This window comes from Pedobacter borealis DSM 19626 (assembly GCF_000708285.2).
In the GTDB taxonomy this organism is placed as follows: domain Bacteria; phylum Bacteroidota; class Bacteroidia; order Sphingobacteriales; family Sphingobacteriaceae; genus Pedobacter; species Pedobacter borealis.
This window is the reverse complement of the sequence record NZ_JAUG01000148.1, coordinates 1-6459: the sequence shown is the minus strand read 5'-3', so window position 1 is coordinate 6459 and position 6459 is coordinate 1. Positions and strand designations below refer to the sequence as shown.

Below are 6459 nucleotides of genomic sequence, written 5' to 3'. Positions count from 1 at the left end.
GAAATCGCTTTTAACTTTTCTCTGATAATTCTTCCTCTTTCTGCGCATACCTAAGCATTATGTTTGCCACGGAAGCACGAAAACACGGAAAAATTTACTTCTTCTCCGTGATTTCTGTGTTTCCGTGGCTAATTAATTTTTGCACATGTTTTAAAAGCGATTTCCCTGGGATATGATGCTTTCATCGTTTACAATATGTTTTATTCTTTAATTTTAAAACTCGCCGTAGCACCTGCAAAGGCACCAGTTGGCAGATTACAATCTATACTTTTCGGTTTCGATAATCCTGGCAGCTTTAACAACACGCTTATAGTTGCATTTTCCTGTGCGGGATCTGCGATATATAACGTAGGGTTTTTACCATTTAAATCTTTAATGTAAACCGTACACGGCTGGTCTACCTGAAGCGAAAGGCCATTGGCAGCCAGTGTTCCCGCTTTATAAAAAACGGCCTGCAACATATCCAGCCCAGTATGTTTTACAGCCTGCAGTTCATCGGTATTTTTTAATACCTGTATCATAGATCGGTTATATTTTTTTAAACCCGCAGCGTCAATTCCTGGCACAACAATATACTGATAGCTGGCGTTCTGAGGATTTTTGCCATGATTTAACCAGATTTTAAATACATTATGTTTGAGTTCGGTTTTACCTTGAAAATGATTGATGCGGTACCAGTTTCCGGTTTGCGCTTTGCTGCTGATTTCTAAAATCCCACCCTGGGGAAAAATATACCCAATACTATCATGAAGTGCCCAACGCTCGCTTTTTGCATTGGCCTGTGCTCCATTGGAAGAAGCCACATCGCCCCTTAACCAGGCCTGATTGATTGTTGTGGTGATATTTTCTTTTGCACTGCTCTTAATTCCAGCACCCAGGCACACCACTTCTCGATCAAAAAAGAACCATGCTTTTTTGGCTTGAACGCTGTCGTAATTTAAATCATAACATGAAACGCCATAAATACCATCGCTAACGCCCCCAACAAATTTCGTTGTACCCGGAATTCCCCATTCTTTTAATATTGTTGCGCCATTATCATCAGGATAATCTCTGCTGGTGGTTCCAGGGATTTTATCCCATTCCCAAACAGGCATCAGGTTGACATATTCCGATCCGCTACGCTGAATATTGGTCGCGCCATCGGGGAGAAATTTCCCCAGTATGTTTTCGTTGTTACCGCGTTCTGTCCGTAAAGTTCTCGTTGATGCCGTTTGCACGCTAAAGGTATAAGCGGGACGAAGGTGCAGGGTATATCCGCTTTTCCAAAACTGGTTATGGGTGGGCATAATTTTATAACCGGCCGGTTCCGCCTCCGAGGTCCGTTTAACCGAAGCATCCCAATATGCGGCATTTTCAGGATCGAAAAGTTTAATTTTATTCACTATCCCACCCATCCCGCTGCTTAAAGAATCTTTACGGCTAATCCCTCGTCCACGCACATTAAAATCGTAAAACGATCCTCTTATGGTTTTTAAGAAAGTATTTTTAAGGTAATTGATCAAAATAGCCAGTTGATCTTTCGGCAAAGCATATTCGGCTTCTCTTAAATAGAAAGCAGCATTAACTGAATTTCCGGCAAAAACCCTTCCATAACTGGCAATGGCTTGCTGTTTTCCATGCTGATAATAACTACCATCTACCTGAACACCTTCCTTGCCATCGGTTATGGCAATCGGTTCGAACAGGTATTTCGCAGCAGAATCGAGGGTTGCCTTGTTCTGTGTTAGGCAAGCACGATATAAATAATGTAATGCTTCATCAGAAGTGTTGGCACCGTCGCCAGTCTTTAATTTTCTGATCATCCTTTTGATCAATGCATTTTCCAGCGTTGCAGGAAGCCCGGTTTTGGCATTGCGCATCAAAATTAAGGTTTGCCCAATAGCCTGAGGATAAAAAATATCATTGTACCACCAATTCTTGTTCTTCGGGTTTTTATCCAGCCAGTTCTGTAAAGATTTAACAATGGCGTTATGGAGCTCGGCGTTATTATAAAGTTTGTTCGACGGGCGGATGTAAACTGTCGCCATATCTTTGATCCTTTTTAAGGGATCGTACTGCGCATCGGCATAATTAACATCCTGCCAGCTGCCATCGGTATTTAGATTTTTAAGATGATTGCCCACCTCTTCGGCCAATGGTTTATCTTTAACAAAAGTCTGCAAATCGTTATTAATGCGTTGCAGAATGATATTAAAAGGGTCATTTTGGGCGTTTGCCGATATACCCATCAGCATTAGGCCTCCAACCAGGAATCCAAATCTAACTTTTCGGCGAACCTTTATTTTGTTGTTTGTTTTTTTATTTATAGCAAACATTTTTATTTTTTATTTAAGCAAACCGGTTTAGGTATTCGCAATAAAGAATTGGCAAAAGGCAATTCAAGTTTCATTTTTCGCTTCAATTCATTTAAAAAAGCCACCAAGCTAGGCAAGGCGGCCCAAAACTAACGATACTAATCATTTTTTTATCAGATCGAACTAATTTTTCTTTATTTTCCTATCAGCCTGGATTTCATATCAATGCTGATATCTACATTGAGCAAAAAGCAAAGGCTTATAGAAATTCAGCAGTTAAAAGTGCCTGTATCATAAGTTGTATTCAATTCGAACTTGTCACGTTGTCCAAAGGACTCCTACGGAGAGCTTGTCGAAACGCTTTATGTGGCATTTAAACAGGTCTTTCGACAGGCTATCATTGACAGACTCCAATAGAAAAATCGTCATCTCGACCGGAGCAACGCGGAGTGTTCCAAAAGGAACTCCTTCGGAGGAGAGATCTTTGAACTACAGATGGTCTGTTATGGAGAGACCAGCTTAGGGTTTAAAGACATTCTGGCAACCTGCTGATCGAAATGATTGTTCATAATCCCCTGATAAACCTGTTCTGAAACACAGTACAATAAATCTATTTTTTCAAACAATCGCATCACATCCGGCTCACTGATCGTGTAATTGTTTTCATACCGAACAGCCAGATAAGCCTCATCAAGCAAATGCAACAAGCAAAGTTCCTTTTCATCATTAAACAGCTCAGAAAGCGGTTTTACATAGGCCTTAACATACAATTGATGGGCACTGATGCGGTGCGTTTTTTTATCCTTTCCCATTACCAGAATTTCGATGGCCCGGTACATTAAATCGAAAACCTGGTGCAGCATAAAAGCACAATGCTCGAAATTTTGTTGTTTAAAATAGAAATTGGCTCCCGACAAAAATTTGTTGGCCTTACTAGTTTCGTGTTGATAGGCGCTGCTAACCCGATCTGCAATGAGCTCAGCTACTCCACATTCAAGAAAATTTCCAGATTTACTAAATAAACAATTTTGAGCTGCAATGGCATAGTAAAAAAACAAACTGCCCTCTAGCAAGGCCCGCTCAACTTCGTGCACATGGAAAACCCGATAACTAAATTCCGTTTGCCCATTAAATACAATATTTAATACCGGCGTTAATTCGTTTAAAATACGCACATGTTTAAACGAAACCATAATCAGCATTTCTTGCACCGCTTTACCGGCAAAAAAATTGTTATGGAGATAAATATATTGAATGGGTACCGCAGCGGTAATGCGTTTTAATAAGCGCATTACGGTTTCTTCTTTTATGGCACTATGGCTAAAGTTTAAGGATTTATTCCGCATAATACCGCCTTTCATCTTTAATATCATCACTTAGTGAAGGATTACCGATCATTATAAAGAAAGCTTCAATGATCATCAGCATGGTTTCATACTGCTCGAATAAAAATTCTTTATCCATCAGTTTAATGCTGCTCCCGGTACTAAATGCGGCATACAACCACTCTAAAAGGCCTAATCGCAATTGTTTAATTTTTTCAGGAACGAAAAAAGACGCTGCAAAGCGATAAGGATTTTCAATGTGTTCGGCCGGTAGTGTATTTACTTCACAAAGGCCTTTGTTGTACACTTCGTTTGTAATAAAACGATCTTCAGTAATTAAGCCTTCAGGCAAGGCTTCCTGATAAATCAGTTTTTTGGTTGCAATTAAATAACCTGCGTTAAGCAATTTCGTAAATTGGTTATAGAGGAAAAAATAATCGGCAACATCACTTAAACGGTGCGCTTCTGATAAGGCCACCTTATACCATTTTTTCAGGTATGTTTTATGCCCTGCAAGGTTATCCAGACTAAAGAAAAATTCAATTGCCTTAAATGGATCTTCAAATAATTCCTGGTCAAAAGCCAAAGGCGATGTACTTTCGAACATAGCCATATGGTAATAGCGATCGATACTTTTAAAACTATTTTTAGTGATGAGCCTTTCATGGATGAGCCAACAGGCCTCCAGCATTTTCATGGTATTCTCGTAAAACGCGGCAACATACTGATCCCAATCCAGATCGAGCTTATTTTCCAATCCGGCCAGTAACCATTCCTTGTAAACCATCTTATAGCTATCCGATTCAAAGAAGATAAAAATATCTAAAAAAGTAAATTTCGGGTTTTTCATTTCGCTCTTGCTCAACAACTTCGGACAATATTCAAGCACAACCGATTCGCGTTCCAAATTACATTCATCAAGCTCAATCGCTTTTACAAAGGCCGTATCAGCTTCAATCCGGTTAAAAATTAAATCCGAATAATCGAACAGCGGCACCAGTTTTTCATAAAAACCCAATAGTTTTGCAGGGTGCTTTTGCGGCGAATAATCGAATTCGTTTTGAGATGGGTTTACCCAGTTTTTTAGAAAATTTAAATGATGGCCTACACCATCTGATAAAAAAAAGTTTTCAATGGCATCAATAAATGCCATAGTTTCTTTTTTGAAATTTGAGTTCCCTTCCATAGCGTATAATTTTTAAATGATTATATTAGCAACACTAACAAATTTAGTAAAATAACAGTAGAAATTCTAATACACAGTAGAAATTCTTTCAACACAAGCGCAAATGACTGAAAATCAGAGATTAAAATTATTAATGGATTTATTGAATTTCAAGACTCAAAAAGCTTTTGCTGATGCATTGAATATTCAAGCCGGCTCCTTGTCTGATATAATGAGAGGGAAAGATGGCTTAGGAGTATCAAATGCGATTAAAGATAAACTCGAACTTAAATTCGACGTAAATTTAACATGGCTTGAAAACGGAACAGGCGAACCCTTTTTTAAAAAGAAACCAGGCGTTAACGAAAGCAAAGAGGGTGTTCCCTATTTCGATATGAGCCTATCGGATGCTAAAGATCTCCTGGTAGAAGAACAACGGGCAGAATACCTGGTAAATTACCTTCCTTTTAACGATTGCACAGCTTATTTACCAGTTTATGGCGATAGCATGTACCCCAAATATGCCGCAGGCGAAATTATAGCCATAAAAGAAATTACCAATTACGAAATTTTACAGTGGGGCGAAGCTTATGTGGTGATGACGGATGCAGATAGTAACAGTTTACGTACCATAAAACTAATTTTTCAGCACGCTGATAATACCAAATTAATTCTCCGTTCCTCAAACCCGAATTTTAAAGGCGATACCGTAATCCGCAAGAAAAACATCCAGGCACTTTATATTATCAAAGGAAAAATTACACGGAATATTATTTAATGATCTGGGTTAATCGGTTAGCTGTTTAAATTGGTTAATTGTAGACTGCCAACTGGATTCTGCATTTATCATCTTTAATCAGCGGGAGTATAAAAAAGGGTTCCCGCAGATCAGCAGATTTTCGCAGATTGTAAAAAGCCATATAGGAGTAATGTATTAAAAAGTGTCATTTTGAGGGTTAATTTATTGCGATGAATCGTCATTGCGAGGAGGCTTTTTCAGCCGACGAAGCAATCTTTCTAGCAACAATCACTAGCATGAAAGATCGCTCTTTAGGATCTGCGTCATCATCTTTAATCAGCGGGAGTATAAAAAAGGGTTCCCGCAGATCAGCAGATTTTCGCAGATTTTAAAAAAAATCATTTACGCCGCTTATTGAAGCATAGAATTGCTTAGCAAGTATAGAACTAGCAACTGCTAATATAATGTTGTTAACTGCGTTAATAAAGTTACCTACCTCTCTGATAAAGTTGTTAACTGCGTTGATAGAACTGTTAACTGCAAGCATAAACCTACGAACTGCGAGTATAATGTTGCTCACACTGCGTTGATAGAACTGTTAACTGCAAGCTTAGAACTATTAACTGCGAGTATAATTCTGTCATCCGCAAGCATAAACCTAGTCATTGCAAGTATAAAGTTATTCACTGCGCTGATAGAACTATCAACTGCTGTTATAATTCCATCAACTGCAAGTATAAACCTAGTAACTGCAAGCATAAACCTAGCCATTGTAAACTGCCAACCCGATTCTGCGTTTATCATCTTAAATCAGCGGGAGTATAAAAAAGGGTTCCCGCAGATCAGCAGATTTTCGCAGATTAAAAAGCCATATAGAATATTGCGATGAATCGTCATTGCGAGAAGGCTTTTTCAGCCGACGAAGCAATCTTA

General features: G+C 38.8%; 5 protein-coding genes. 1 reads left to right on the top strand and 4 read right to left on the bottom strand.

Features of this window, described 5'->3' with window-relative positions; all coding sequences use genetic code 11:
- Positions 1 to 200: 200 nt before the first annotated feature.
- The 3 genes from AW17_RS22705 to AW17_RS22695 form a co-directional block, all read right to left on the bottom strand.
- Complete coding sequence (locus AW17_RS22705) at positions 201 to 2318, bottom strand: polysaccharide lyase family 8 super-sandwich domain-containing protein (RefSeq protein WP_051692054.1); 2118 nt, start codon at positions 2316 to 2318, stop codon at positions 201 to 203.
- A 482-nt stretch (positions 2319 to 2800) separates the two neighbouring features.
- Entirely contained in the window at positions 2801 to 3658 is an 858-nt protein-coding gene (locus AW17_RS22700; RefSeq protein WP_167343715.1) for a HEPN domain-containing protein, read from the bottom strand.
- Positions 3633 to 4808 carry a hypothetical protein gene (locus tag AW17_RS22695; RefSeq protein WP_029280476.1) on the bottom strand — a complete coding sequence of 392 codons (1176 nt, stop codon included), beginning with the start codon at positions 4806 to 4808 and terminating at the stop codon, positions 3633 to 3635. The genes AW17_RS22700 and AW17_RS22695 overlap by 26 nt, the downstream gene beginning before the upstream one ends.
- A gap of 103 nt (positions 4809 to 4911) precedes the next feature.
- Here AW17_RS22695 and AW17_RS22690 point away from each other — a divergent pair, with 103 nt between their 5' ends.
- Positions 4912 to 5565, top strand: a complete 654-nt coding sequence (locus AW17_RS22690; protein WP_051692053.1) for a LexA family transcriptional regulator — start codon at positions 4912 to 4914, stop codon at positions 5563 to 5565.
- 537 nt (positions 5566 to 6102) lie between these two features.
- On the opposite strand, the gene AW17_RS22685 is transcribed toward AW17_RS22690, so the two are convergent.
- Positions 6103 to 6330, bottom strand: a complete 228-nt coding sequence (locus AW17_RS22685; protein ID WP_029280472.1) for a hypothetical protein — start codon at positions 6328 to 6330, stop codon at positions 6103 to 6105.
- Positions 6331 to 6459: the final 129 nt, after the last annotated feature.

Bases quoted from the DNA above. Each gene is read 5' to 3' on its own strand.
- AW17_RS22705 (WP_051692054.1), bottom strand. From the start codon at position 2,318: ATGTTTGCTATAAATAAAAAAACAAACAACAAAATAAAGGTTCGCCGA.
- AW17_RS22700 (WP_167343715.1), bottom strand. From the start codon at position 3,658: ATGAAAGGCGGTATTATGCGGAATAAATCCTTAAACTTTAGCCATAGT.
- AW17_RS22695 (WP_029280476.1), bottom strand. From the start codon at position 4,808: ATGGAAGGGAACTCAAATTTCAAAAAAGAAACTATGGCATTTATTGAT.
- AW17_RS22690 (WP_051692053.1), top strand. From the start codon at position 4,912: ATGACTGAAAATCAGAGATTAAAATTATTAATGGATTTATTGAATTTC.
- AW17_RS22685 (WP_029280472.1), bottom strand. From the start codon at position 6,330: ATGATAAACGCAGAATCGGGTTGGCAGTTTACAATGGCTAGGTTTATG.